Annotated in this window: 20 protein-coding genes and 1 other RNA gene; 10 read left to right on the top strand and 11 right to left on the bottom strand. The window is 72.6% G+C overall.

Annotation, left to right across the window (positions count from 1 at the left end; all coding sequences use genetic code 11):
• The first annotated feature begins 85 nt into the window (after positions 1-85).
• The 4 genes from ACERMF_RS04275 to ACERMF_RS04260 all read left to right on the top strand — a co-directional run bounded on the left by ACERMF_RS04275 (position 86) and on the right by ACERMF_RS04260 (position 5,799).
• Entirely contained in the window at positions 86-859 is a 774-nt protein-coding gene (locus ACERMF_RS04275; RefSeq protein WP_373667908.1) for a dioxygenase, read from the top strand.
• A gap of 251 nt (positions 860-1,110) precedes the next feature.
• Positions 1,111-2,142, top strand: a complete 1,032-nt coding sequence (locus ACERMF_RS04270; RefSeq protein ID WP_373667783.1) for a 3-oxoacyl-ACP synthase III — start codon at positions 1,111-1,113, stop codon at positions 2,140-2,142.
• A 26-nt stretch (positions 2,143-2,168) separates the two neighbouring features.
• A complete protein-coding gene (locus ACERMF_RS04265; RefSeq protein WP_373667782.1) occupies positions 2,169-4,826 on the top strand; it encodes an alpha/beta fold hydrolase in 2,658 nt (885 codons plus the stop codon).
• A 7-nt stretch (positions 4,827-4,833) separates the two neighbouring features.
• Positions 4,834-5,799: an NAD-dependent epimerase/dehydratase family protein gene (locus ACERMF_RS04260; RefSeq protein WP_373667781.1), complete on the top strand. Its 966-nt coding sequence runs from the start codon at positions 4,834-4,836 to the stop codon at positions 5,797-5,799.
• 237 nt (positions 5,800-6,036) lie between these two features.
• Here the strand turns inward: ACERMF_RS04260 and ssrA are convergent.
• The 6 genes from ssrA to prfB all read right to left on the bottom strand — a co-directional run bounded on the left by ssrA (position 6,037) and on the right by prfB (position 11,640).
• Positions 6,037-6,397, bottom strand: a transfer-messenger RNA (tmRNA) gene (ssrA, locus tag ACERMF_RS04255).
• A gap of 192 nt (positions 6,398-6,589) precedes the next feature.
• The gene (gene smpB / locus ACERMF_RS04250; RefSeq protein WP_373667780.1) at positions 6,590-7,078 is read right to left on the bottom strand and encodes an SsrA-binding protein SmpB; all 489 of its coding nucleotides are present in this window, start codon (positions 7,076-7,078) and stop codon (positions 6,590-6,592) included.
• A 45-nt stretch (positions 7,079-7,123) separates the two neighbouring features.
• Positions 7,124-8,578, bottom strand: a complete 1,455-nt coding sequence (locus ACERMF_RS04245) for a murein hydrolase activator EnvC (protein WP_373667779.1) — start codon at positions 8,576-8,578, stop codon at positions 7,124-7,126.
• Between the two features lie 131 nt (positions 8,579-8,709).
• Positions 8,710-9,603: a permease-like cell division protein FtsX gene (ftsX, locus tag ACERMF_RS04240; RefSeq protein WP_373667778.1), complete on the bottom strand. Its 894-nt coding sequence runs from the start codon at positions 9,601-9,603 to the stop codon at positions 8,710-8,712.
• Between the two features lie 107 nt (positions 9,604-9,710).
• On the bottom strand, positions 9,711-10,409 hold the full coding sequence (gene ftsE / locus ACERMF_RS04235) for a cell division ATP-binding protein FtsE (protein WP_373667777.1): 699 nt from the start codon (positions 10,407-10,409) through the stop codon (positions 9,711-9,713).
• A gap of 115 nt (positions 10,410-10,524) precedes the next feature.
• Complete coding sequence (prfB, locus tag ACERMF_RS04230; protein ID WP_373667776.1) at positions 10,525-11,640, bottom strand: peptide chain release factor 2; 1,116 nt, start codon at positions 11,638-11,640, stop codon at positions 10,525-10,527.
• 389 nt (positions 11,641-12,029) lie between these two features.
• Between prfB and ACERMF_RS04225 the strand changes: the two genes are divergently transcribed.
• Both ACERMF_RS04225 and add read left to right on the top strand, forming a co-directional pair.
• Positions 12,030-12,200 carry a hypothetical protein gene (locus ACERMF_RS04225; RefSeq protein ID WP_373667775.1) on the top strand — a complete coding sequence of 57 codons (171 nt, stop codon included), beginning with the start codon at positions 12,030-12,032 and terminating at the stop codon, positions 12,198-12,200.
• A gap of 104 nt (positions 12,201-12,304) precedes the next feature.
• A complete protein-coding gene (add, locus tag ACERMF_RS04220) occupies positions 12,305-13,363 on the top strand; it encodes an adenosine deaminase (RefSeq protein ID WP_373667774.1) in 1,059 nt (352 codons plus the stop codon).
• A 10-nt stretch (positions 13,364-13,373) separates the two neighbouring features.
• On the opposite strand, the gene ACERMF_RS04215 is transcribed toward add, so the two are convergent.
• Positions 13,374-13,790, bottom strand: a complete 417-nt coding sequence (locus ACERMF_RS04215) for an antibiotic biosynthesis monooxygenase (protein ID WP_373667773.1) — start codon at positions 13,788-13,790, stop codon at positions 13,374-13,376.
• Positions 13,791-13,885: 95 nt separating this feature from the next.
• Here ACERMF_RS04215 and ACERMF_RS04210 point away from each other — a divergent pair, with 95 nt between their 5' ends.
• Positions 13,886-14,311 (top strand): hypothetical protein, encoded by a 426-nt coding sequence (locus tag ACERMF_RS04210; protein ID WP_373667772.1) that lies wholly within the window; start codon positions 13,886-13,888, stop codon positions 14,309-14,311.
• On the opposite strand, the gene tkt is transcribed toward ACERMF_RS04210, so the two are convergent.
• The gene (gene tkt / locus ACERMF_RS04205) at positions 14,265-16,247 is read right to left on the bottom strand and encodes a transketolase (protein WP_373667771.1); all 1,983 of its coding nucleotides are present in this window, start codon (positions 16,245-16,247) and stop codon (positions 14,265-14,267) included. The two genes, ACERMF_RS04210 and tkt, sit on opposite strands and share 47 nt — an antisense overlap.
• A gap of 99 nt (positions 16,248-16,346) precedes the next feature.
• Between tkt and ACERMF_RS04200 the strand changes: the two genes are divergently transcribed.
• On the top strand, positions 16,347-17,846 hold the full coding sequence (locus ACERMF_RS04200; RefSeq protein WP_373667770.1) for an NAD-dependent malic enzyme: 1,500 nt from the start codon (positions 16,347-16,349) through the stop codon (positions 17,844-17,846).
• Here ACERMF_RS04200 and mscL read toward each other — a convergent pair.
• The 3 genes from mscL to ACERMF_RS04185 form a co-directional block, all read right to left on the bottom strand.
• The gene (gene mscL / locus ACERMF_RS04195; RefSeq protein ID WP_373667769.1) at positions 17,824-18,213 is read right to left on the bottom strand and encodes a large conductance mechanosensitive channel protein MscL; all 390 of its coding nucleotides are present in this window, start codon (positions 18,211-18,213) and stop codon (positions 17,824-17,826) included. The genes ACERMF_RS04200 and mscL overlap by 23 nt on opposite strands.
• A 30-nt stretch (positions 18,214-18,243) precedes the next feature.
• The gene (locus ACERMF_RS04190) at positions 18,244-18,984 is read right to left on the bottom strand and encodes an alpha/beta family hydrolase (protein ID WP_373667768.1); all 741 of its coding nucleotides are present in this window, start codon (positions 18,982-18,984) and stop codon (positions 18,244-18,246) included.
• Positions 18,985-19,216: 232 nt separating this feature from the next.
• Positions 19,217-19,660 carry a universal stress protein gene (locus ACERMF_RS04185; RefSeq protein ID WP_373667767.1) on the bottom strand — a complete coding sequence of 148 codons (444 nt, stop codon included), beginning with the start codon at positions 19,658-19,660 and terminating at the stop codon, positions 19,217-19,219.
• Positions 19,661-19,792: 132 nt separating this feature from the next.
• Between ACERMF_RS04185 and ACERMF_RS04180 the strand changes: the two genes are divergently transcribed.
• Both ACERMF_RS04180 and ACERMF_RS04175 read left to right on the top strand, forming a co-directional pair.
• A complete protein-coding gene (locus ACERMF_RS04180) occupies positions 19,793-20,428 on the top strand; it encodes a PH domain-containing protein (RefSeq protein WP_373667766.1) in 636 nt (211 codons plus the stop codon).
• Positions 20,429-20,566: 138 nt separating this feature from the next.
• Positions 20,567-20,962 (top strand): CBS domain-containing protein, encoded by a 396-nt coding sequence (locus ACERMF_RS04175; protein WP_373667765.1) that lies wholly within the window; start codon positions 20,567-20,569, stop codon positions 20,960-20,962.
• The last annotated feature ends 134 nt before the right edge of the window (positions 20,963-21,096 follow it).

Below are 21,096 nucleotides of genomic sequence, written 5' to 3'. Positions count from 1 at the left end.
CCGTACTTTTGTTGAAGCTTCAACTTACGCCCACGACCGCCACCGAACGCCGAGGCTCTCCATGGCCGACCGATCCGACACGCCGATGCCGGCGCTGTACCTCAGCCACGGTGCGCCGCCGCTGGTCGACGACGCGCTGTGGACCGCCCAACTGCGCACGTGGGCCGACGCGTTGCCGCGGCCGCGACAGATCCTGATCGTGTCGGCGCACTGGGAGTCGGCTCCGCTGATGCTCGGCGCGACCGAGACCGTCCCACTTCTGCACGACTTCGGCGGGTTCGCGCGTCGCTACTACGAGGCGACCTACGCCGCTCCGGGCGCCCCGGAGCTCGCCGACCGGATCGAGGGGTTGCTGCCGCGGACGGAGCAGGTGGCGCGGGCGCCGTCCCGCGGCCTCGACCATGGCGCCTACGTGCCGCTCAGCGTCATGTACCCCGACGCCGACATCCCCGTGCTGCAGATGTCGTTGCCGACGTTCGATCCCGCACGCCTGCTGGACCTCGGGGAGCGCCTGCGACCGCTGCGCGACGAGGGCGTGCTGATCGTCGGGTCGGGGTTCACCACGCACGGGCTGCCGTTCCTGACGCGCGAGCACTGGGTCTCCCCCGGCGCACCGCCACCTGGATGGTCGCGCGAGTTCGACGCCTGGGCCGGCGAGGCGCTCGCCCGCGGCGACGTCGAGTCGCTGGCCGCCTTCCGCGACCGCGCCCCCGGCATGCCCTACGCCCACCCAACGGTCGAGCACTTCGCGCCGATGTTCGTCACGCTCGGCGCCGCGTCCGACCCCGAGTCCCCGCCCGAGCAGGTGGTCGACGGCTTCTGGATGGGCCTGGCCAAGCGCTCCTTCCAGGCCGCGTGATCCTTCCCCCGGCGCTGGTCTCTCGCGCGCGGGAGCCGGAGTTCCGGGGCGTCGGGCGGAGGTCAACGGGTTACGTCCGAAACGACCTCGGCTTTCGTCGGCAGCACGCGTCGCGTCTGCGCACGTATCGTCCCTGGTTCCCATCGCTCGGACCGGCCGGGTCCGAACGGTGCGGTACCGCACCGTCACCGCCCGACATCGGACGCGGCAACTCCGGTCGTCACCGTCCACGAGCGCCACGAGGCACCCGCATGAACCCACACGGCAACGCGACCCTCCGTCACGAGCACACGTCGGTCCTGTCGGTCGAGGTGGCCGACGCTCCGGAGATCGCGACCTCGGCGATGTTCGACGAACGGCTCGCCGAGACCTATGAGCGCCTCGGGGTGCGTCCCGGCCTGCTCGAGAACCTCGCCGGCATCGTCGAACGCCGCTGGTGGCCGGAGGGCACGCTGTTCTCGACCGTCGCCGCGACGGCCGGCGAAGCCGCCATCGAGGCCGCCGGCATCGACCGCGAACGCATCGGGCTGCTGATCGACACCTCGGTGTCGCGCGACCACCTCGAGCCCTCGGCCGCCGTCGCCGTGCACCACGATCTGGGACTCGGTTCGCACTGCCTCAACTTCGACCTCGCCAACGCCTGCCTCGGCTTCATCAACGGCATGAACCTCGCCGCCATGATGATCGACGCGGGACAGATCGAGTATGCGCTGATCGTCGACGGCGAGGGCAGCCGGTACACGCAGGAGCGGACGCTGCAGCGGCTGGAAGGCCCCGACGTCACGGTCGAGCAGCTGTTCGCCGAGTTCGCGTCCCTGACCCTGGGCTCGGGCGGTGCGGCGATGGTGCTCGGCCGCAGCGACGCACATCCCGAAGGTCACCGGCTCCTCGGCGGGGAGGCGCGCGCCGGCAGCGAGCACCGGCTGTTGTGCGTCGGTGACCTCGACGGAATGACGACCGACACGGCCGCGCTGCTCGAGGCGGGCCTGGATGTCGCCGAGCAGACCTGGACGGCCGCCGAACGCAACGGCTGGGACTGGGGTGCGCTCGACCACTACATCATGCACCAGGTGTCGGCCGTCCACACGACGGCGATGCAGAAGCGGCTCGGCATCGACCCCGACAAGGCCCCGCTCAGCTTCCCGACGCGCGGCAACATCGGCCCCGCTTCGATCCCCACCACGCTCGCGCTGCACCAGGACGAGATTCGTGGCGGGGACCGCGTGCTGCTGACCGGCATCGGCTCGGGCATCAACACGACCGCGCTCGAATTGCTGTGGTGATCGCAGGGACGAACATCCCCGCCCGCATGCCACCCACCGACCTGCCCGGCCTCGACCCGGCCTGGTCGCGTCTGGTCGAGGCCGTCGATGCCCACGGCGTCCCGCGGACCTGGCACGTCCTCGACACCCATGCACCCGGCGGTCCCGCTCCGCGCGGCACGCTGCTGTGCATCCACGGCAACCCGACGTGGTCATACCTGTGGCGGCACGTCCTGGCCGCACCGCCCCCGGGCTGGCGGGTGCTGGCCGTCGACCAGCTCGAGATGGGGTACTCCGAGCGCACCGGGGTCGACCGACGGCTTGGCGACCGGGTCGCGGACCTCGCTGGACTGACCGCTGCCCTGGAGCTGACCGGCCCCGTCGTCACCGTCGCCCACGACTGGGGCGGGCCGGTCTCGCTCGGCTGGGCCCTCGGGCACCAGTCCCAGCTCGCCGGCGTCGTGCTCACCAACACCGCGGTGCACCAGCCCGAGGGTGCCGCCGCCCCACGCCTGATCGCGCTCGCGCGGTCCCGGGGGCTGCTCACCAACGTGTGCGAGCGCACGTCCACGTTCGTCCGCGGCGCCACCGTGCTCTCCAGCGTCCGCGGCGACCGTGCCGTACGGGACGCCTATGCGGCGCCCTACCCGACCGCCGCGCACCGCCGCGGCGTCGCCGCCTTCGTGCGCGACATCCCGCTCGAGCCCGATCACCCGACCGCGCCCGTGCTCGACGGCATCGCCGAGGGTCTCGATGCGCTCGCCGAGGTTCCGACCTTGCTGCTCTGGGGGGGCGGCGACCCCGTGTTCGGCGACCGCTACCTCCACGACCTCGAGGCCCGACTCCCGCACGCCCATGTCCACCGCGACGGCCGTGCCAGCCACCTCACCCCTGAGGACCTCGAGGTGGCCGCCCATCTGCGCGCCTTCGTCGCGACGACCCGCCGCGGCGAAGGCGCCGACGTGTCGCCCCACGACGGTCGAGCCGGCGGCGGAACGTTCGATGCGAGCCGCTCCACCCGCGTCCCGGTCTGGGCCCGTCTCGACGACGCGACGATCGCCGATCGCCCGGCGATCGTCGAGCTGCCGTCCCGCGGCGGCGCACGCGGGCCCGACGTCGAGGACGCGCCACGCGTGATCACGTTCGGCGCCCTGGCGCAGCGGGTGCGCGCCGTGGCCGCGGGTCTGGCCGACCTCGGCGTCGAGCCGGGCGACCGGGTCGCGCTGGTCGTCCCACCCGGCCGGGACCTCGCCACGGCGCTGTACGCCTGCTGGCGCCTCGGCGCCGTGGTCGTGCTGGTCGACGCCGGCCTCGGTCCGCGCGGCATGACCAGCGCCCTGCGGAGCGCCGCGCCCCGACACCTGATCGGCGTCCGGCGGGCGCTGGCCGGCGCGCTGGCGCTGCGCTGGCCGGGGCAACGCATCGCCGCAGGGCCGCTGCCCCGCGCGTTGGCGGCCGCCGCCCGGGTGGTCGCCGACCTCGACGGGTTGGCGCAGCGGGGCGAAGCGCGGTTGGCGAGCGTCGGTGACGCCGCGCTCCCACCGGCGCCGCACGCCGACGACGACGCCGCCGTCGCCTTCACGTCCGGTTCCACCGGACCCGCCAAGGGCGTGGGCTACCGGCACCGGCAGCTCGAGGCCCAGCGTGACGCCCTGGTCGCCGCCTACGACATCGGTGAGGCCGATCGTCTCGTCGCGGCGTTCGCGCCCTTCGCGCTGTACGGCCCGGCGATGGGGATTCCCTCCGCCGTACCCGACATGGACGTCACCGCACCGTCGACGTTGACGGCCTCGGCGCTGGCCGAGGCGGTCGCCGCGGTCGACGCCACGCTGGTCTTCGCCTCGCCGGCCGCGCTGGTCAACGTCAGCGCCACCGCCGAGGACGTCCCGCCGGCGCATCGGGCCGCCCTCGCGGGGGTGCGCCTGCTGCTGAGCGCCGGCGCGCCCGTACCGCCCGAGCTGCTGCGTGAGCTGACGGAACTGCTGCCGAGCGCGGAGGCGCACACCCCCTACGGCATGACCGAGGCCCTGCCGGTCGCGGACATCTCGCTGGCCGGAATCGAGGCGGCCGGCGACGGCAACGGAGTGTGCGTCGGCACACCCTTGGCCGGCGTCGAGGTGGCGGTCGCCCCGCTGGACAACCGGACCGGTGACGCGGCGCCGATCCCGACCGACGACGTGGAGGTCGCCGGTGAGCTGTGCGTCCGGGCGGCCCACGTCAAGGACCGCTACGACCGGCTGTGGGCGACCGAGGTCGCATCCACCGCGCCGACGGGGTGGCACCGCACCGGCGACGTCGGGCACCTCGACGCGCAGGGGCGGGTGTGGGTCGAGGGCCGCCTCGTCCACGTCATCGTCACGGCCGACGGGGTCGTGACGCCGGTCGGCATCGAACGGCGGGTCGAGCAGTTGGTCGATGCCGCCACCGGCACGCGGGTCCGGCTCGCGGCCGCGGTCGGCGTCGGACCGGTCGGGACCCAGCACCTGGTGGTGGTCGTGCAGAGCGACCCGCCCGCCCGACGCGCGGGCCTGGCGCCACGCCCGCTGACCGACGCGGTGAGAACGGCGGTCGACGTGCCCGTCGCGGCGGTCCTGACCCTGCCGCGCATCCCGGTGGACATCCGGCACAACTCGAAGATCGACCGCACCGCGGTCGCGGCCTGGGCTTCTTCGCTCCTCGCCGGCGAACGCGTCTCCGCTCCGTGAGGACGTCGTGAGGGTGCTGGTGACCGGGGCGAGTGGCTTCTACGGCCGTGCGGTCGCGGGCGCGCTGGCGGCACGCGGGGACGAGGTGACGACGCTGCAACGCCGCGCCGTCGCCGGCCCGTTCCGTTGCGTGCGCGGGGACGTCACCGACCGTGCGGTGGTCGCGGAGGCGGTCGCCGGGCACGACGCCGTCGTCCACCTCGCGGCGCGGGTGGGGGTCGTGGGTACGGCGGCGGCGTTCGAGGACGTCAACGTCGGCGGCACGTCCGTGGTGGTGGACGCGGCCCGCGAGGCCGGCGTGCGGCGCTTCGTGTACGTCTCGTCACCGTCGGTCGCGCACGTCGGACGCTCGCTCGTCGGGGCGCCGGCGGCACCCGCGGACCCCGAGCATGCCCGCGGCCACTACGCGCGCACCAAGGCCGCGGGCGAGCGGCTCGCCCTGGCCGCGGACGCCGAGGGGCTCGCGGTCGTCGCGATCCGTCCGCACCTGGTGTGGGGGCCGGGCGACCAGCAGCTGATCGGCCGCGTCGTCGCCCGCGCCCGTGCTGGACGACTCGCGTTGATCGGCGACGGGGCCGCGCTGATCGACACCACCTACGTCGACAACGCGGTGGACGCGACGCTGGCCGCCCTCGACCGCGCCGAGGACGTGCACGGCCGCGCCTTCGTGGTCACCAACGGCGAGCCCCGCCCCGTAGGCGACGTGCTGGCAGCCATCTGCGCGGCAGCCGGGGTTCCCGCGCCCCGCAGGCGGGTGCCCTTCCGCGTCGCGTGGAGCGGTGGTCGGCTCGTCGAGCTCGGGTGGGAGCTTCTGGGACGCGAGGACGACCCACCGATGACGGCGTTCCTCGCCGAGCAGCTCGCCACCGCCCACTGGTTCGACCAGCGTGGGACCCGTGCGGCGCTCGGCTGGGCACCGCGGGTGTCGTTCGACGAGGGGCTGGCGCGACTCGCCGCGAGCATGCGTGGCTGACCGGCCGGCTCCCGAGGCCGAGCCGCCCTGCACGACAGAGACCCCGCCGATGTTCGGCGGGGTCTCGTCTGGCAGGCGTCGATCGCGCCCTTGTTTCCGTGGGATGAAGGCATGGACAGGACCCGTTCCGGCACGCCCTTGGTGGCGTGCGGCCGGTCGCCTCTCCCCTCGCAACCGTCCTTGCGACGGCTGCGGAGGTGCATTCATTCCACGAGCTTGCAAGCTTGGGGTGGTGGGTGGTGGAGCTGCCGGGAGTCGAACCCGGGTCCCGCGATCCCGAAGCTCGGGGCTCTACGTGCGTAGGTCCTGGATGATCTCGGATGCAGTGCTCCAGGGCCAGACAGCCTCTGCATCCATACCGTCTCAGGATGTTCCTCGGACGCTCGACGGTCGAAGTCCCGAGGTGGAGCCTCGTGATGTCGATCCGGCCCCCCTACGAGGCGTCAGGGGCGGATCGTCGTAGCTGTTTAGGCTACGAGGGCCAATTCGTTGTCGTTGGCACTTGATGGTTCCCACGCGTGATTAGCGAGGTCGCGTGAGCACCCTCGGCACGCTCCCCTGGCAACGGCCTGACCACGGTCGAAACCGCATCAGCCCCAGGCAGGAAAATTGGTGATGTAGCGCGATCGACGCTCTGCAGTTCTCAACCGATTCCACCGCATCCGGTGGAGCCGGGCCGATCAGTGTAACTCGGCGGCCCTGCGGGGCGCAGGTTTCGGTGACCGGAAGATCACCGACGGCCCCCGCGCCGCCACGCACGGGCGGCGCCATTTCCTGGGCCCGTCGGCCGTCAGCGACGCGACTTCAGCGCCCGTTCGATCTCGCGCTGCGCGTCACGCTTCTTCGCGGTCTGCCGCTTGTCGGCCACGTTCTTGCCCTTGCCGACCGCGAACTCGAGCTTGGCCCTGCCGCCCTTGAAGTACAGCCGGGTCGGCACCAGCGTGACGCCCTGGGTCGCCACCTCCTTGTGCAACCGGTCGAGTTCGCGCCGGTGCAGCAGGAGCTTGCGGGGACGGACGGGGTCGTGGTTGTTGCGGTTGCCGAACTCGTACTCGGGGATGTGTGCCTGCATCAGCCACGCATCGCCGTCGCGTTCGACCTTGACCCACGCCTCGACCAGCGAGCCCTTGCCGCCACGCAGCGACTTCACCTCGGTGCCGAGCAGCACGAGGCCAGCCTCGTACCGGTCGTCGAGGTGGTAGTCGAAGCGGGCCCGCCGGTTGCTGACGATCAGCTTCGTGCCGTCGCCACCGGTGCCCTTGTTCTTGGTGGCAGCCATGACCGGCCAGCGTAGCGGGCGCGGCGGCGCCGACGCCGGGACGATTCAGCAGCCGATGTAGCCACACGGGTCGCGCGGCACCCCGCCCTCGCGCACCTCGAAGTGCAGGTGTGAGCCGTAGCTGTTGCCCGAGTTGCCGACCTGACCGACGCCCTGGCCCGCCGCCAGGTTCTGACCGACCACGACGGACACGGCCGACAGGTGGGCGTAGACGGTCGCCATGCCGTCGGCGTGGGCGATCGTGACGTAGTTGCCGAACCCGCCGCCGCACCCCCAGGAACTGCTCGGGTGACAGCTCGAGGTCACGTGCACGACCAATCCGTCGCGCGAGGCGACCACGCTGGCGCCGACACCGCCGGCCAGGTCGACCCCGTTGTGGTTGCGACCCCAGCGCGGACCGAAGGGCGACGTCAACGCGCCGGTCACCGGACGCACCCAGTTGCCGGCGCGCTCGGGCGCAGGCGAAGGGGTCGGCGAGGGCGACGGCGCGGGTGACGGGGTGGCGCCGGGCGCCGCTGCGTCGTCGTCGCCGCTATCGACGGGACGCTTGGCGGCCTCCTCGCGACGCTTGCGTTCCTCCTCCTCGAGGCGCTGGCGTTCCTCCTCCTGGCGCCGCTCCTCCTCGAGGCGCCGCAGCTCGGCCTCGGCGGCCTGCTGTCGGGCGATCTCGGCCAGCTGCTGCTCGATCCGACCCGACTCGGCGTCCAGACCGGCCAGGTGCCCCTCGAGCGACGCCTTGTCCTCGCGCAGCCCCTCGAGGGCGACCTGCTGGGCGGCGCGACGCTGATCCACCTCGGCGGTCAGCCGCCGCTGGTCGGCCGTGGCGGCGGCGACCTGCGCGGTCGCCGCGGCGGCGGCGGCCTCGGCGGCGGCCGCGACCTCCGCCTCGCGCGTCGCCTCGAGGCGCAGCCGATGGGCGTCGGCGCGGTGGCTGCCGGCGAGTTCGAGCAGCTCGACGACCTGCTGGACCAGGGTGCGGTCGTTCTCCATCACCCGCCCGACGTAGGTCGAGGAGTTGAGGAAGTCGGCGATGTCGCGGACCCCGGTGAACGCCTCGGCGAACGACACCTGCCCGTACTTGAACGCGGCGCGGATGCGGGCGTCGAGCTGCCCCTGCCGGTGCGCGAGGTCGAGCTCGGTCTCCTCCAGCGCCTGCGTCGCCTCGAGGTAGCGCTCGTGCGCCTCGGCGGCCCGCGACGTCGCGGCGGCCAGTTCGTCACGGGCGGCCGCGAGCCGCTCACGCGCCTCGGCCAGCTCCTGCTCGCGGGCGGCGAGCTCGGCCTCGGCCGCGTCGAGTGCCTCCTGCGCCTCGCGCAACCGGCGCTGGGCCGCGCTCTCGGCGAGGGCGACCTCCTGCAGGTCCTCCTCGACCTGCTCGCGGGCCTGCGCACGGTCGCGAAGCTCCGCTTCGAGCGCGTCCGTCTGCGCGGTGGCGACCGCGGGCAGCATCAGCAGCAACGCGGTCGTCCCCGCGACGAGCCGACGCAAACGCCACGACACGGTCACGACCTCGGTAGGCGGACGACGGAGCCACGCTAACACCGGCAGGTAATTACAACAACAGCTGGTGCCAGCTCCCTCGGCAGACAGGTCGGCCGGTCGCCGATCGACTCAAGTCGTCGTGCGTCGCGTCACACGTCGAGGAAGCGGCGGAGCGCCACGACCGAGGAGAAGGCCGCGATGCCGGCGCCGGCGGCGAGCAGCCAGGGCCCGACCGCGATCACCTCGGTGGCGCCGATGAACGGCATCAGCTCGATGTCGCGCGAGAGCTGTCCCGCCACCCGCGGTACCGAGGCGTACAACAGCCCCCACGACACGAAGGCGCCGATCATCCCGGCGAACACGCCCTCGAGCACGAACGGCAGCCGGATGTACCAGTTGCTGGCGCCGACCAGCTTCATGACCGAGGTCTGCTCGCGGCGGGCGAAGGCCGCGACACGGATGGTGTTGGCGATCAGCACGCCGGCCGCGATGAGCTGGATGGCCGCCACGATCAGGGCGGCGTTGCGGATGACGTTGGTGAACCGCAGGAACTGGTCGAGCACCTGGCGCTGGTCGACGATCTCCTCGACCCCCGGGTAGGCCTCGAACTGCTCGGCGATGACGTTGAACAGCTGCGGGTTCTCGAGCCGGACCCGGAACGACGCCGGCAGCACGTCGGGGTCGACCGATTCGACCAGGTTGGGCTGGTCCCGGAACAGCTCGCGGAAGCGGGCATAGGCGTCCTCCTTCGACTCGAAGAACACCTCGGCGACGACCGGCTGCGCCTCGAGGTCCTCGCGCAGCTGCTGCTGCTGTTCGGGGGTGATCTCGGGGCAGGTCCGCCCGTCGCACAGGAAGATCGAGACCTCGACCTTGCCGACCCAGTCGTCGGTGGCCAGCTCCACCTGCTCCGAGAGCAGCAGGCTGGCCCCGAGCAGCGTCAACGAGACCGTGACCGACAGGATCACCGCGACGGTCATCATCAGGTTGCGCCGGAGGCCGATGAGGGCCTCCTGCAGGATGTAGCGCCAACGCGCGGACATGCGCAGTCCTTGTCGGGATTCGCGCCCCGGGCTGGGGGCGAGTTCGTGCGGGGACGTGCCTGGCCGGCGCCGACGACCGCGGACGGCCGGTGCGCCTTTCGGCGGAGCTAGCCGGCGTAGCCGTAGACGCCGCGGGACTGGTCGCGGACGACCACGCCGTTCTCGAGTTCGATCACGCGGCGGCGCATCGAGTCGACGATGTGCTGGTCGTGGGTCGCCATGACCACGGTGGCGCCGGTGCGGTTGATCCGGTCGAGCAGCTTCATGATCCCGACCGAGGTGGACGGGTCGAGGTTGCCCGTCGGCTCGTCGCACAACAGGATGCGGGGGTTGTTGACGAAGGCGCGCGCGACGGACACGCGCTGCTGCTGGCCGCCGGACAGCTCGTGGGGATGGGCGTTCGCCTTGCCCTCGAGGCCGACCAGTTCCAGCACCTCGGGCACGCGCCGGTCGATCTCGCGGCGGTGCTTGCCGATGACCTCCATCGCGAACGCGACGTTTTCGTAGACCGTCTTGTTGGCGAGCAGCTTGAAGTCCTGGAACACGTAGCCGATCTCGCGGCGCAGCATCGGCACCTTCCAGGACCGCAGGCTGCCGAGGTTCTTCCCGGCGACCCAGATCTCGCCACCGTCGGGGCGCTGCTCGTGGGTCAGCAGCTTCATGAAGGTCGACTTGCCCGAACCCGAAGGACCGACGACGAACACGAACTCGCCCTTGGCGACCTCGATGGACACGTCGTTGAGTGCGATGACTTCGTCGTCAGCGCCGCGCTTGTAGGTCTTGGTCACATTTCGGAGCGTGATCACGAGGGATCCTCCGACGACAGTGGGGCGGGCGGCGCCGTTGCAGAGGTGACGGGCGCACGCCGGACGATCGGGCAGGGTACCGAAACCGCCCCGGCGACCGGCACTTCCGGCGAAGCTACGACTCGGCGTCCTCGCGGACCCGGCGGCGCAGCTCGGCCTCGATCAGCTCGTCGAGGTCGCCGTCGAGCACCGACGCGACGTTGCCGGTCTCGTGCTCGGAGCGCAGGTCCTTGACCATCTGGTACGGGTGCAGGACGTAGCTGCGGATCTGGGACCCGAAGCCGACGTTCTGCACCGCCCCGCGCAGTTCGTCGAGCTGCTCGGCGCGCTTCTGGCGCTCCAGTTCGGCGAGCTTGGCCTTGAGGACCCGCAGCGCGGCCGCCTTGTTCTGGTGCTGCGACTTCTCGTTCTGGCAGCTGGCGACGATGCCGGTCGGCAGGTGGGTGAGGCGCACGGCCGAGTCGGTGGTGTTGACCGACTGCCCGCCGGGTCCCGACGAGCGGTAGACGTCGACCCGGATCTCCTCGTCGGGGACCGCGACCTCCTCGTCGAGTTCGGGCAGCACCGGCACGACGTCGACGAGCGCGAAGGAGGTCTGGCGGCGCGCCTGCGAGTCGAACGGGCTGATCCGCACCAGCCGGTGGACGCCGTGCTCGGCGTTGAGCCAGCCGTAGGCGTCGGGGCCGCGGACCTCGAAGGTCGTCGACTTCAGGCCGGCTTCCTCGCCGTAGGACTGGTCGAAGACCTCGGTGTCGAAGCCGCGGTTCTCGGCCCAGCGCAGGTACATCCGCTGCAGCATCTGGGCCCAGTCCATGGCGTCCACCCCGCCCTCACCCGCATGGATGGACACGATGGCGTCGTCGTGGTCGTGCTCGCCCGAGAGCATCGTGGCGATCTCGAGGCGGTCGAGTTCCGCGGCGACCGACTGCAGCGCGACGGTGACCTCCGTCGCCGACCCCTCGTCGTCCTCCTCGGCGGCGAGTTCGTCGAGCACCTCGAGGTCGTCGAGGCGTTCGACGAGCCCGTCGTAGCGCTGCAGGTCGCCCTCGACGCGCGAGAGTTCGGTGGTCACGCCGCGGGCGCGTTCGGGGTCGTCCCACAGCCCCGGGGACCCGGCCAGCTCCTGCAGTTCCTCGAGCCGCTGTCGCTTCCCGGCGATGTCGAGGTCGGACGCGAGCTGCGCGACGCGGCCACGGGCGGCGGCGATCTCGTCAGCATGGGTGTCCGGCATCGACGTCTTCCTCGCAGGCGTGGGGCAGCGCACCGCCGACACGGCGGTTTGGCGGCCGATGCTACCCATCCGCCCCGGGACACTTCCGGACAGGGGCGAGGCGGGCGCTCTCCCCTCAGGGAACGCCCGCCTCGCAGGCGACACGTCCGGACCGGACTCGGACGCGCCGACCAGCGGAGTTCGCCGCGACCCGGGGCGGGTCCTGCCGGCGGGCCCGTCGGCGAGCGGTCGACGCCCGAGCGGCCCACAGGCGGGCGCTCGTCGCGCGACCCCGATGGTGGTGGCAACCCTGGCCCGGACCGGTGCGTCGGAGAAGGTGTGCGGCGCGTCCAGCGGACCGTCGCACGGCACCGCACCGCCCCGGTGCGCCGCAACTCCGGAGGTCCGCCGTGGAACACCTGCTCGTGGTCGCCGGCGTCCTGGCGACGGCGACCTTCGCCACCGGCGTCCTGCTCCCCGTCCTCGCCCGGCGCGAGGAGCGCGGGCACGACGCCACCTCCCGGGACCGCTCCCTCGCCGACGAACTCCTCGGCCGCGACACCCGGACGGCCCTGCGCTGAAGCAGGGGCCGGACCCGGGAAGTAGCGTTCGCGGCCACCCCCGGGTCCGACGATGCCCGGGGCGACCGCGCGCCGACCCGCGCGGACCAGCCGAGGAGTAGCCCGTGTCCGCGTCCCTGTCCGGTGGCTCGCCGTCCGCGGTGACCGACTTCGACCTCGCCACGCTGCCCAAGGTGGAACTGCACGTCCACCTCGAGGGTTCGATCGCGGCTCCGACCGCCGTCGAGCTCGCCCGCCGTCACGGCGAGGACCCCGAGCAGGCGCTGGAGGTCGTGCGCAACGCCGACGGCGAGCTGGCCTACCCGTCCCCGTTCCGCGACTTCATGCACTTCGTCGACACGTTCCTGGCCACGACGCGGCAGGTGCGCACGCCCGACGACCTCGCCACGGTCGCGGCCGCCTTCGCGCGCGGCCAGGCGGCGCAGGGCGTGCGGTGGACCGAGGCGACGTTCACCGCGCTGACACTGGTCGACAACGGCATGGAGCCGGCCGCGATGTGGCAGGCGCTGCGTGACGGGTTCTCCGAGGTGCCCGAGACCCGCATCGGCCTCATCGTCGACAGCGTGCGCGACCTGGGCGTCGAGGCGAGCCACCGGACGCTGCAGCTGGTCGAGGACGCCGACGCCCCCATCGTCGGGCTCGGCCTGACCGGGGTCGAGGGGTCCGTGCACGAGCGCGAGTTCGTCCACCTGCGCGAGGCGGCCGACCGGCTCGGGATCGGGCTGGCCGTCCACGCCGGCGAGTCCGGAACGGCAGACAACGTGCGCGCGGCCGTGGACGACCTCGGGGCCCGACGCATCGGGCACGGCATCGCCGCCGCCGACGACCCCGAGCTGATGGCACGCCTGGCCCGCGAGGGCGTCGTCCTCGAGGTGTGCCCGAGCTCGAACGTGACGCTGTCGATCGTCGCCGACCTCGAGTCCCACCCCCTGCCGCGGTTGTGGGACGCGGGCGTGGCCGTCACGATCAACAGCGACGACCCGCCGTTCTTCGCCACCACCCTCACCGACGAGCTGCACCACGCGGCGCGTCTGCTCGCACTGACGCGCCGCGAGGTGGCCGAACTGCAGCGGCGCGCCATCCGGGCCTCGTTCGCACCCGAGGACGACAAGGGCCAGGTGCTGCGCCAGATCGACGCCTGGGCCGCGGGACCCAACGTCTGAAGCGACGTCGTCAGGCCTTCGTCGCGCTCGTGACGATGTCGAAGTGCCACAGCTCGGACCCGGTCGCCGCCGGACCGCCGCCACCGCCGTGACCGCCTTCCTGCGGGCCGCCACCGGCCGGGCCGCCGCCGGCGGGGGCGCCGGGGTGTCCGCCACCCTCGCTGGACGCCGCGGCCGCGGCGTCGCCCTGGCTCTGCGCATGCCCCTTCTGGAACGCCTGCGAGCTCAGCCAGCCCTGGAACGACTCCTCGTCGCGCCAGCGCGTCACGACCAGGTAGCGGTCGAAGCCCTCGGTCGGCCGCAGCAGCTCGAACGACTCGAAGCCGTCCACCTTCTCCACCTCACCGGCGCGTGCCGCGAAGCGCTGCTCGAGCACCTCGCCACGCCCTTCGGGTACCTGCAGCACGTTGATCTTGACCACGCTCATGTGCGTCTCCTTCTGTCGGAGGGCGAGACTAACGGGGACGCACCCTGCCCTAGGCTGGCCGCCCGCAGGGACCAGGCGAGTCGGGACAGGACGACGTGGCGAAGATTCCGGACCAGGCGCAGTACCGACGCGACTTCGCGGCGCTGACCCTGTCGGAGCGGCGCGCCGTCGCCCGCGCCGTCAACCGTGGCGTGGCGGTCGAGAAGCGCAAGCACGCCCCGCTTGCCGTCGTGCTGGCAAGGCGGCAGATGAAACTGTGGCGCTACGCCTGGGTGTTCGGGGCGCTCATCGGACTGGTCGCGTTCCGCGACGGCTGGCTCGCGGTGCTGGTCAACAGCCTGATCGGCGTCACGATGCTGGGCCTGGTCGGTCGCCACTGGTACACGCGGGCACGCCGGGCCGAGCAGGCGAACCTGGCCCTCGCGGACGGCCGCGGGCGCGGCCGGCCCGCGAAGGCCACCGGGAACGGCGATGTCAGCCCAGCAGGCCGCTGGCTACCTCGGCGACGTGCTCGGGAGTGAACCCGAACACCTCGAACAGCTTCTCGGCCGGTGCCGAGGCGCCGAACCGCTCCATCGCGACGACCGCGCCACCGTCCCCGACCCAGCGTTCCCAGCCGAAGTTGGCGGCCGCCTCCACGGCGACGCGGGCGCGCACGTCCGGCGGCAGCACCTCGTCGCGGTAGGCCGGGTCCTGGGCCGCGAACCGCTCCCAGCACGGCATCGAGACCACCCGGGCGTCGACGCCGCGCTCTGCCAGCAGATCGGCCGCGCCGAGGCAGTGCTGCACCTCGGAGCCCGTGCCGATGAGGATGACGTCGGGCTGCGCGCCCGATTCGGGGTCGCGCAGCACGTAGGCGCCGCGCGCGACCGCGTCGGCGGGCCGATCCCCGAGCGGCGGCAGGCCCTGGCGGGTCAGCGCCAGCACGGAGGGACCCTCGCTCTCCAGCGCCATCTGCCAGGCGGCGACCGTCTCGGCGCCGTCCGCGGGGCGCAGCACCTGTAGGCCGGGGATCGCCCGCAGCGCCGGCAGGTGCTCGATCGGCTGGTGGGTGGGTCCGTCCTCGCCGAGCCCGATGGAGTCGTGGGTCATGACGTACACGACCCGCTGCTGCATCAGCGCGGACAGGCGGATCGCCGGACGGCAGTAGTCGGTGAAGATCAAAAACGTCGCGACGTAGGGGATCACGCCGCCGTGCAGCGCCATCCCGTTGGCCATCGACGCCATCGCGTGCTCGCGGATCCCGAAGCGCAGGTTGCGGCCCAGTCGGTCCTTCGCGGAGAAGTCGCCCCCACCCTCGACGTCGGTGTTGTTGGACGCCGCCAGGTCGGCAGACCCGCCGAACAGTTCGGGAACCGTCCCGGCGATGGCGTTGATCACCGCACCGGAGTGCTGGCGCGTCGCGGCCTTGTCGTCCAGCGTCGGCAGCGCGTCGGTCCAGTTGGCGGGCAGTTCCCCGCGGACCACGCGACGCTCGAACTCGTCGGCGAGGTCGGGATGTGCCTGCCGGTAGGCGGCGAAGCGCTGCTCCCAGTCCTCGCGGCGGGCGCGGCCACGTTCGGTCAGGTCGAGGTGTTCGCGCACGTCGTCGGGGACGACGAACGCGTCGTGCTCCCAGCCCATCGCCTCCTTGGTGGCGGCGATCTCGTCGGGCCCCAGCGGCGAGCCGTGCGCCTTTGAGGTGCCGGCCTTGTTCGGGGCGCCGTGCCCGATGACGGTGCGGACGGCGATCAGGCTCGGGCGGTCGTCGGCGTCCGCCGCGACGATGGCGGCGCGCAGCGCGTCGAGGTCGGTGCCGTCTTCGACCCGCTGGGTGTGCCAGCCGTAGGCGTCGAAGCGCGCCAGCACGTCCTCGGAGAAGGCGAGGCTGGTCGAGCCGTCGATCGTGATGTCGTTGTCGTCGTAGAGGTAGGTGACCCGGCCCAGCTTCAGGTGCCCGGCGAGCGAGGCGGCCTCGGCGGCGACGCCCTCCATCAGGTCACCGTCGGAGACGATGCCGTAGACGCGGTGGTCGACGATCTCGTGCCCGGGACGGTTGAACTCCGCGGCGAGCCGTTCGGCGGCCAGCGCCATGCCGATGCCGTTCGCCACGCCCTGGCCCAGTGGCCCGGTGGTGGTCTCGACCGCGTCCAGCAGGAAGTTCTCCGGGTGGCCGGCGGTCGGGTAGCCCCACTGGCGGAAGTTCTGCAGGTCCTCGAGGTTCGGACGCTCGAAGCCGGCCAGGTGCAGGGACGCGTACAGCAGCATCGACCCGTGGCCGGCGGAGAGCACGAACCGGTCCCGGTCGGGCCAGTCGACCCGGGTCGGGTCCAGCTGCATCACCTCGTTGAACAGCACGTACGCCATCGGGGCGCACCCCATCGGCATCCCCGGGTGACCCGAGTTGGCCTGCTGGACGGCGTCCATGGCGAGGGTGCGGACGGTGTCGATCGACCGCTGGGCGAGTTCGGCGGACATGCGGGCTCCGGAACGGGTGGGAGGCGGCGGGAATGCGAGCCGGGACGGGCCGCAGCCTATCCTCGCGGCGTCGATGGTCCGGGAGTGCTGGGAGCGCGTGTGCCGCCGTTGTCGCAACGTCTGACGCTCAGGCTCGCGCTGGAGAACGCCCCGGGGATGCTGGCCCGCGTCACCGAGGTGCTCGAGGCCTGCGGCGCCGAGCTGGTCGCCACCGAACGCACCGACGAGCAGCGGCACGTGGTGTTCCGCGACGTCACCGTCGAGGTCCGCGACGACCTCCACGGCGACGAGGTGGCCGCGGCGCTCGTCGACGAGGACGGCGTCGAGGTGCTCTCCATCCTCGACGACGTGCTCGCGGCCCACGAGGGCGGCAAGATCCGCGTCGAGCTGACCCGCGAGGTCGGCGGACCGCAGGACCTCGCGCTCGTCTACACCCCCGGGGTGGCGAAGGTGTGTCAGCTCATCGCCGACGACCCGGTGGCCGCCTACCGGTTCACGATCCGGTCGAACTCGGTCGCCATCGTGACCGACGGCTCCGCCGTGCTCGGGCTGGGCGACATCGGCCCGCTCGCCTCCCTGCCCGTCATGGAGGGCAAGGCGATGCTGCTCAAGTCCTTCGGCGGGGTGGACGCCTACCCGATCCTGGTCGACGAGCAGGACCCCGACACCTTCGTCGACACGGTCGCGCGGATCGCCAGCGGCTTCTCCGGCATCAACCTCGAGGACATCTCGGCGCCGCGGTGCTTCGAGATCGAGGGCAAGCTGCGGCAGCGCCTCGACATCCCGGTGTTCCACGACGACCAGCACGGAACGGCGGTGGTGGTGCTCGCCGCCCTGGTCAACGCGGCCAGGGTCGTCGACCGCGAGCTCGCGTCGCTGCGGGTCGTGGTGCAGGGCATCGGCTCCGCCGGCGTGGCGATCATCAACCTGCTCCGCGCGGCCGGGATCGCCGACATCGTGCCGGTCGACGTCGGCGGCATCATCGAACCCCGCCGCAAGGGCACCGACCCGATCCGGCGACGCCTCGCCCGGCAGGTGAATCCTCGGGGCCTGACGGGCGGCAAGGAGGTCGCGCTGCGCGACGCGGACGTCTTCATCGGGGTGTCCGGTCCCAACTCGCTGCCGCTCGAGTTGTTGCAGACGATGTCGCCGGACCGGATCGTGTTCGCGCTCGCCAACCCGACCCCCGAGATCCACCCCGACCTGGCGCGCGGCCACGTGCGGGTCATGGCGACCGGCCGGTCGGACTTCCCGAACCAGATCAACAACGTGCTGTGCTTCCCCGGGTTGTTCCGGGGCCTGCTCGATGCCGCCGCGACGGCCGTCACCGACGAGATGAAGGTCGCGGCCGCGCACGGGATCGCCTCCATCGTCGGCGACGACCTCGGACCCGACTACGTCATCCCGTCACCGTTCGACCGCTCGGTCGTGCCGGTGGTCGCCGAGGCGGTGGCGCGCACCGCCCGCGAGCAGGGACACGTCCGACCGGGCTCCCTCGGCTCACGCGACTCCGAGTCGCAGGCCGCTCTGCACGAGGCGGCGCGCCGCGCCGTGCGGCGCGCCGTCGCCGCCCGGTTCACGGCGTCGGGGGACGGCTGAGCGCGTCACGGATCTCGCGCAGCAGCACGACCTCCTCGGGATCCGCCTCGGGTTCGGGCTCGGCGGGGTCGGAGCGCTGCAGGCGGTTGTAGGCCTTGACGATCGCAAACAGCACCAGCGCGATCAGCAGGAAGTTGACCAGGGCGGTCAGCACGGCACCAACGGAGCCGGCGCAACCCTCGGCGCCGCAGGCGAACTGTCCCACGCTGTCGAAGTTGGGTTGGCCGACCAGGACGGCGACCAGCGGCATGATCAGCCGCTCGACGATCGCCGTGACCACGCCCGTGACGGCGACGCCCATCACGAACCCGACCGCGAGATCGACGAAGTTGCCGCGGTTGATGAACTCCCGGAACTCGTGGACCATGACCGACGCTCCTGCGCGTTCGGACGGCGGTCACCGCGTGACGGAGACCAGCCATCGGGCGACCACGTCCGTGAGGTCGTGCAGGACGCGGACGGCGTTTCGCGGCGTGCCATCGGGACTGGCCGCGCCGCTGACCTTGAGGGAGTGGTCGCCGCCGCGCACGACCTCGAGGGTCGCCCGGCGCGGCAGCTTGCGGATGTGCTGCTCGAGCAGCGCGAGGTCGCAGAACGGGTCGCGGTCGCCCTGCAGGAACAGGCACGGCACACCGACGTGGGGCCAGTGCGCCACGCGCAGCTTGTCCGGCTTCCCCGGGGGATGCAGCGGGTAGCCGTAGAACAGCAACCCGCTCGCGGCCGGGCGCCCGGCGTCCGCTGGCGTGTCTGGGTCGGGGGCGACCGCCAGCGACGCGACGCGCCCACCGTACGACTTGCCGCCGAGGACCCAGCCCGGCTCGTCGGAGAGCAACCCCTGCTCGCGGAGGAGCCGGTCGGCCGCCTGCCACAGCGACACGAACGGCGCGACCGACGACTCGGCGCGCGGGGCGGCGCGGCGACCTTCCTCGCGGTAGGCGAGGTTGCTGCGCACGACCACGGATCCGCTGGCGGCGACGACGTCGGCCAGCGCGACCAGGCCGTCACCGTCGAGGTCGCCGCCGGCGCCGTGGGTGAGCAGGACCGGCGGGCCGGTCACCTCGTCCGGCAGGTGCAGGGCGGCCGTGACGTGATCGACCTTGGTGTCGACGACCGGCAGTTGCACGCGTTGCGAGGTCACGCTTCGCCTTCGGTCGGGTCGTACGCGCCGGTGCCGTCGAGCACGGACGGATGGCGCCGGATGCCACGGTGTCGAAGCGAAGCGGCCGCGTCAGGGCCCAGCACGCGGCGTGCTCCTCGGTCGGGGGCGCGGTGCCAGGCCGCAACCTAGCCGTCCTCGACCCGCGCGGGCACGGAGCGCGCCGGTGCGGGTGGTGCCGACGCGAGCGTCGGCACCACCCGGGACGGCCCGTTCAGTGGCGCTGGCGCCGTTCCGGCGGAACGATGACGACGGGGCACGGGCTGTGGACGACCACCTGCTGGCTCACCGAGCCGAGCAGGAGCCCGCGGAAGCCTCCGAGCCCGCGGGCGCCGACGACCAACAGCTCCGCGTCGGCGGCGCGATCGCACAGCACGCCGGCGGCACCGCCGGCCGCGACGGTCACGGTGAACGCGACGTCGTGGCGCGGTTCGACCTTGGCGACGGTGTCCTCGACGACCTGGCGTGCCGCCGCCTCGAGCTCGGCGTCGCTGGGCAGGTCGTCGAGCAGGATGCCCGGGTAGGAGAAGGCCTCGGGACGGACGTAGGCATGGACGAGCTCGAGCTCCGCACCGCGCAGGGCCGCCTCGTCGAACGCCCAGCGGAGGGCACGTACGGCGTGGTCGGAGGCATCGATGCCGACGACGATGGTGTCCATGGTGGTCTCCTCCTGCGACGGCGAACCGACCGATCCGCCCTTGCAGCCTGCGCCGCGGGGCACTCACCGAACAGGGGGTCAGGTCCCACGTCGGCACGGTCCAAAGCCCCTGCGTCCCGTCGGGGACTTAGCATGCGGACAACGTCACGAAAGGGGCCGTTCGCGGTGCGCTACCCGGAGCGGTTGTTGTCCGAGGACGAGGACGTCCTGCTGCTGTTCCGTCCCCACTGGAAGGTGCTGCTCCCGGCGCTGGCGTGGGCGATGCTGTTGGCGGCGCTCGGCGGCGCCGCCTTCGCTGCGCTCGACCCGCCGTCGCAGTGGGTGGCCGCCGGTGTCGCGGCGCTGCTGTGGCTGTTGCTGGCGGCCCGCTCGGTGCTCGACTGGTGGTTCACCTCGTACGTGCTGACGACCGAGCGCATCGTGGTCCGTCGCGGCATGATCGCCCGGACCGGCGTCGAGATCCCGCTCGAGCAGGTCACCAACGTCCTGTTCAGCCAGTCGGTGCTCGAACGGCTGCTGCGCTACGGCGACGTCGTGCTCGAGGCGGCGGGCAGCCAGGGCCGTAGCGAACTGCACGACATCCCCGACCCGGAGGGCTTCCAGCACGAGGTCTATGCGGCCCGGGAGTTGCGCATGCTCCACCAGCGCTCCGGCGGGCCGGGCCTGGATCCGGTGAGCGCGCTCGAACGCCTGGCCGACCTGCGTGAGCGGGGACACCTGACCGACGAGGAGTTCGAGGCGCAGAAGCGTCGCCTGCTCGGACGCTGACGCCCGTCGCGCGCGCGGCGATCGCGTCCCTGGGTCACGGCCGCTCCGAGGTCCCATCGCATCGGGACCTGTGGCCCTGCCCCGAGGCCGCTGCCGTCGGCGACGGTGATCTCCCGGAAACGCCCAGGAGGTCGAACCGTGAGGACCGAGACCATCACCGTCGCGTCCGTCGTCCGCAGCCCGATCGCGTCCATCGCCCCCAGTGCCACCCTCGAACAGGCGGCGAGACGGCTCGCCGCCGACGAACTGGGGCTCCTCGTCGTGCTCGGCCCCCAGGGCGTGCGTGGCGTGCTCTCCGAACGTGACCTGGTCAACGCGGTCGCCGAGGGCTACGACCTCGGCGTCGAACGGGTCGCCGACCACGCCGTCACCGACGTCCTCGGCGTCGCCGAGACCGCGACGCTCGGCGAGGCCGCACGCGTCATGCACGAGGCGGGGATCCGCCACCTGCTGGTGACCCGCCATGGCACGACCGTCGGCGTGGTCTCCATGCGCGACGTCCTCGAGGGGCTGCTCACCGTCGCCGTCGTCTGAGCAGCACCGCGCTCCCGACGGAGCCGCCGGCCACGGGGATACAGTTCCCGGCTGCGACATCGTCGGCGGGAGGGACCGGGATGGCCGGGTCGGGCGGGCGTGTGCCGCGCCGTCGACTCGGTCTCCCACCGGCG

Origin of the sequence: Egicoccus sp. AB-alg6-2, assembly GCF_041821025.1 — a bacterium.
Lineage (GTDB): Bacteria > Actinomycetota > Nitriliruptoria > Nitriliruptorales > Nitriliruptoraceae > Egicoccus.
This window is presented reverse-complemented; position numbering and strand designations above follow the sequence as displayed.

Excerpts from the sequence above, each read along its gene's own strand:
- ACERMF_RS04275 (WP_373667908.1), top strand. The coding sequence starts at position 86 with ATGCCGGCGCTGTACCTCAGCCACGGTGCGCCGCCGCTGGTCGACGAC.
- ACERMF_RS04270 (WP_373667783.1), top strand. The coding sequence starts at position 1,111 with ATGAACCCACACGGCAACGCGACCCTCCGTCACGAGCACACGTCGGTC.
- ACERMF_RS04265 (WP_373667782.1), top strand. The coding sequence starts at position 2,169 with ATGCCACCCACCGACCTGCCCGGCCTCGACCCGGCCTGGTCGCGTCTG.
- smpB (WP_373667780.1), bottom strand. The coding sequence starts at position 7,078 with ATGGCTGCCACCAAGAACAAGGGCACCGGTGGCGACGGCACGAAGCTG.
- ftsX (WP_373667778.1), bottom strand. The coding sequence starts at position 9,603 with ATGTCCGCGCGTTGGCGCTACATCCTGCAGGAGGCCCTCATCGGCCTC.
- prfB (WP_373667776.1), bottom strand. The coding sequence starts at position 11,640 with ATGCCGGACACCCATGCTGACGAGATCGCCGCCGCCCGTGGCCGCGTC.
- ACERMF_RS04215 (WP_373667773.1), bottom strand. The coding sequence starts at position 13,790 with ATGAGCGTGGTCAAGATCAACGTGCTGCAGGTACCCGAAGGGCGTGGC.
- tkt (WP_373667771.1), bottom strand. The coding sequence starts at position 16,247 with ATGTCCGCCGAACTCGCCCAGCGGTCGATCGACACCGTCCGCACCCTC.
- mscL (WP_373667769.1), bottom strand. The coding sequence starts at position 18,213 with ATGGTCCACGAGTTCCGGGAGTTCATCAACCGCGGCAACTTCGTCGAT.
- ACERMF_RS04185 (WP_373667767.1), bottom strand. The coding sequence starts at position 19,660 with ATGGACACCATCGTCGTCGGCATCGATGCCTCCGACCACGCCGTACGT.
- ACERMF_RS04180 (WP_373667766.1), top strand. The coding sequence starts at position 19,793 with ATGCGGACAACGTCACGAAAGGGGCCGTTCGCGGTGCGCTACCCGGAG.